1 protein-coding gene and 2 pseudogenes are annotated in these 4580 nt (G+C 41.9%); all 3 read left to right on the forward strand.

The window, feature by feature from the left end; genetic code table 11:
* Window positions 1-917: pseudogene (locus HAT2_RS02710) on the forward strand (hypothetical protein); the annotation flags it as partial.
* Window positions 914-4165: a transcription-repair coupling factor gene (gene mfd / locus HAT2_RS02715; RefSeq protein ID WP_114544488.1), complete on the forward strand. Its 3252-nt coding sequence runs from the start codon at window positions 914-916 to the stop codon at window positions 4163-4165. The pseudogene HAT2_RS02710 and the gene mfd, both read left to right, overlap by 4 nt.
* Window positions 4166-4213: 48 nt before the next feature.
* Window positions 4214-4580, forward strand: a pseudogene (locus HAT2_RS02720) (elongation factor P); the annotation flags it as partial.

The following is a 4580-nucleotide window of genomic DNA, read 5'->3' on the forward strand; positions in this document are numbered from 1 at the left end:
AACATCTTGGATCTCATATTCGTCAAGCCGGATCTTTAGTTGATGTTGCACGACTTCGTTTTGATTTCAACCATCATAAACATTTATCCCTAGATGAGATCAACTCCATCGAAAAGCACTTAAACCAGTTGATCCGCCGTAACGGCTTTGTGGAAACGGAAGAAAAAAAGTACGATGAGATTCGAAGCGACACATCTATCAAGCAATTTTTTAATGAGAAGTACGGTGAAGTCGTACGTGTCGTGACGATAGATTTGGGAATAGATGGTGTATCTGAAGAGTTATGCGGAGGCACACATGTCCTTCAAACAGGTGAGCTTGGCTTGCTTCAAATCACAAAAAGTCAAATTATCGCTTCAGGGATTTGTAGAATCGAAGCTGTGACAGGTTTAGCCGCTGAAACACGTATTAGGGAACAAACCATGAGGAGCAAACGGCTCGTACATGCTTTTAAAACTCAAGAAGAGTTTCTCGAAGAAAAAGCGCTAAGTGCTTTACGAAAGATCAAAACTCTGGAAAATGAGATCAAAGAGACTAAAGTTCTCCTTTTTCAAAGCCTTACTAAAGAGTGGATAGAGAAACAAAAAGCACTTTCCCCCTTCTGGAAAGTCTTCTACCACCCCTTGGATCCCAAATGGACCTCGGATATGCGTTCTCTTAGTGAGCTTGTTCATCGTGAAAAACGATTTGATCTAGTCTGGCTTTACACTCGTAAAGACGGCTTCATTCATAGTACTCTAAATACTAAACATGCAAGAGCACCTTTTCCTTCCGCAAAAGAAATTTTACAAAAGATGCCTGCGTGCTGTGTAGGAGGTGGATCCAATCTCTTGTGCCAATTCGTTGCGCCTTTAGATGCATTTGATGAACTCCTATCTACTCTCCTATCTTCTCTCCCAACACCCCCAGAAACATGATCACATCCTTTCTCGATCTTTTTGAAAAAGAAGGGGAGCTTTTTTGCCCCTCACCTAAGAGTCGTTTTGTACTCGGGCAAGATTTCTGGACAACAAGTAAGACACTTTTGGCCGCTTGGATCAAACTAAAGAGACAAAAAAGCGTCATTTGGATACATCCTGATCCACTCCTCCTATCACAAGTGGCAGAGGAAATATTTTCTATTACTGGCGAAGAGGCTCTTGAATTTCCTGCTTGGGAATTTTTACCTCAAGAGGGGCAATTACCAACAGGAACAACTACAGGTAAACGCATCCAAGTTTTACTAGCTTGCATGCAGAAACAGCCTCAGATCATTCTGACAACACCGGAGGCTTTCCTTCAGAAAACGTTCTCTAAAAAGTCAATAGAAGACCACGAACTTATCTTCAATAAGGGTGAAAATTGCTCTCCTCATGCACTGGAAGACTTAGCCAAAACCATGGGATTCTTCAGGGAGTCTCTTGTTGTATCCAAGGGAACTTTTGCAAAACGTGGAGCTATATTTGATATTTTTCCACCTCATCTTGCCTCTCCCTTTCGTTTGGAGTTTGTGGGCAACGAAATTGAATCTATTCGAACGTTTGATCCAAGAAGCCAACGGTCTATAGAAGAAAAGACATTTCTGAAGCTTCTCCCAGCCCAAGAGCAGGTTCTCCCCCATTTGGTTCCCCTTTTTGACCATTTGGAGAATTGGGTTCTTTTTTTCGATGGGATGGAAAAAGTAGAAGATCGCCTTATTGATATGGAAGAAGTAACTTCAGAACGTTTTTTCGTGAAGATAAAAGAATTTCTCCTATCTGATCGTTGCCTAGCAATGGGGTTTCCTCATGATGACCTTTCTCATTTTTCTACTCCTCTCTCTGGAAAAAAATTTCTTAGAAAATTGGAATGGATGAATCTGAGCCAGGAAGTCCCCTGTGTAGAATGTCCCTTCTCTAAATTTCCAGAAAGTTTTCAAGATGCTTACGAAAAAGACATAGAACCAAACCCTTTCTATTCAGCTCTTCAAGAAGTTTTTAACCAAAACTACCAGGTGACATTGGTCTCCAAAAGCAAGCATGAACAGAAAAAAATCCTATCCAAATTAAAGCAGACTCAGAATTGTACACACTCTATCACAGGACAACTGCTCTCTAGTGTGATTCATATTCCAAATCGTTTAGCTCTTATTTCTACTAATGATCTGCTTAGAAAGCCTCTATTCAAACGTACTAGCAGTAGCCTAACCTATTCCTCTCCAGAAGACCCTATTTCTGTCTTTTCTCCAGGGGAGTACGTTGTTCATTTTTCAAATGGCATCGGTATTTACAGAGGCATCGAAAGACGGTCCCTCGCCTCTGGACATGAGGGAGAGTTTATTTGTTTAGAATACGCTGGCAAATCGTTTTTGTACGTTCCTATCCATCAAGCACACCTGATTACCACTTATGTCAACACAAGGGATAAGCCTCCCAAATTAGACCTTTTAGGATCAAACCGATGGAAAAGAATACGTGCTCAAGCAGAGGAATCTGTACAGGTCTATGCACAAGACTTAGTTAGGCTCTATGCAGAACGGCAAACCTATTCATGTACTCCATGCCCACCAGATAGTGAAGCTGTAGTGACTTTCGAAGAAAATGTGCCCTTCTGTCCTACAACAGATCAGATCAAAGTCATTAAAGAAGTCAAAAATGACCTGTGTTCCAATAGAATCATGGATAGACTGATTTGCGGGGATGTAGGATTTGGCAAGACAGAAGTGGCGATGCGTGCAGCGTTCAAAATGGTCGTAGATGGGAAAAAACAAGTTGCTGTTCTTGTTCCCACAACAATTCTTGCTCTTCAGCAGTACGAAACATTTCAGTCAAGAATGGAACCTTTTGGCCTGCGCCTCGTTCATTATTCGAGACTAACCAAGAAAAACGAATCAAGTCGATTTGAACAAGATATTGCAAATGGCACTGTCGATATTGTTATTGGAACACATCGATTACTAGGTAAAAATCTCAGATTTCACAATCTCGGTCTTATCATTGTAGACGAGGAGCAACGTTTTGGCGTAAAAGCAAAAGAGCACTTAAAGCTTTACTCCCAAAACGCACATTGTTTGACGCTCTCAGCTACGCCCATTCCTAGAACATTTTATATGTCCTTGATCGGAGCAAGAGAGCTTTCTATTATTTCCACACCACCACAAGAACGATTACCCATTCATACATGTGTAATGGAAAAGTCTGATCCATGCATTAAAAACGCAATTAAAAGGGAGTTTGCGCGTGGAGGTGGTGTCTATGCTATACACAACCGTATTGAAACTCTTTATGCCTTTGCCAACTACCTGCGCAATTTAGTCCCTCAAGCAAAAATTGGCATTACCCATGGCAAAATGCCCCCTGAAAACATTGAAGACGTGTTTCATTCGTTCAAAAAAGGAGAGATCAATCTTTTAATTTCAACAACAATCATCGAAAATGGAATAGATATTCCACACGCTAATACCATTATTATTGATCAAGCCCACACATTTGGACTAGCCAATCTTTATCAATTGAAAGGGCGTGTAGGAAGATGGGATAAGAAAGCCTTCGCTTACTTTCTGATTCCGCCAGAATCGCAACTCACTGACGAAAGTCGTCACCGAATCGAAGCCTTACAAATGGCTTGTAAGCAAGGCGGAGGAATGAAAATTGCCATGCAAGATCTCGAGATTAGGGGGTGTGGCAACATATTGGGCACTGAACAATCAGGACACGTTTCGACAATTGGATTCCACCTCTACTGTAGACTATTGAAAAAAGCAATTGCCTCCGCCAAAGGAGAGCAAGAGGTAATGGTTAAAGATCCAAACGAAGTGATTATTGCTCTTGAAACTATTGATTGTGAACCTGGCATTCCAGAAGAATACATTCCGGAACTAGACCTGCGTCTCCACTTCTCTCACCGCATTGGTGAATGCCAGTCTTTGGACGAGTTAGACCAATTAGAACGAGATCTTATTGACCGATTTGGAGGGCCTGTTTTGCCTAAGAGGCTGCAGTGGCTTTTTGTCGTCACTAAAATTAAACTCTTAGCAGCAACGAAAAACATTACAGCCATTCGAATAGCTAAAATTAAAGGTGATCCTGGACACGTACTGCTTAAGATCGAAAGGTCCTACCATGAATTGCATAAGCAGCTACAGCAAAGGATCTCTGCCCCAACCGAACCAGAGGAATATATGCAATTAGTCTCTCATGTATTATAGCCTAATTGGTGAGCAAATCCTTGCCCCCTCAAAACTTGGAATCTATTTATGTCCTCAGTAGATGTTAAAGACCTCAAACCTGGTCAGAAAGTGAAGGTCGAATCAGAACCTTACACTGTGATTTCTGTCGAATTCGTCAAGCCCGGGAAAGGCCAAGCATTTTGCCGTATCCGCCTTAAGCATTTGATAACGGAGCGTGTCTTAGATCGCAATTTTAAGTCTGGCGAGAAACTTGAACAAGCTGATGTGGAGGAGGTTGAGCTCAGATTTCTCTACGCTTCTGGAGAAGAATGGTGCTTTATGAATGACACGACATTCGAACAGTTTAGCGTACCGGGTGACGTTGTAGGAGAGAACTCTCTCATGTCCAGAGGCGAGGGACCGTCTTTCGATGCCTCTGTAAATACCGATGCCA

Source organism: Candidatus Similichlamydia laticola (genome assembly GCF_003339615.1).
GTDB lineage: Bacteria > Chlamydiota > Chlamydiia > Chlamydiales > Parilichlamydiaceae > Similichlamydia > Similichlamydia laticola.

What these genes read in the sequence shown, in the direction of transcription:
- mfd (WP_114544488.1), top strand. Translation starts at nt 914, where the DNA reads ATGATCACATCCTTTCTCGATCTTTTTGAAAAAGAAGGGGAGCTTTTT.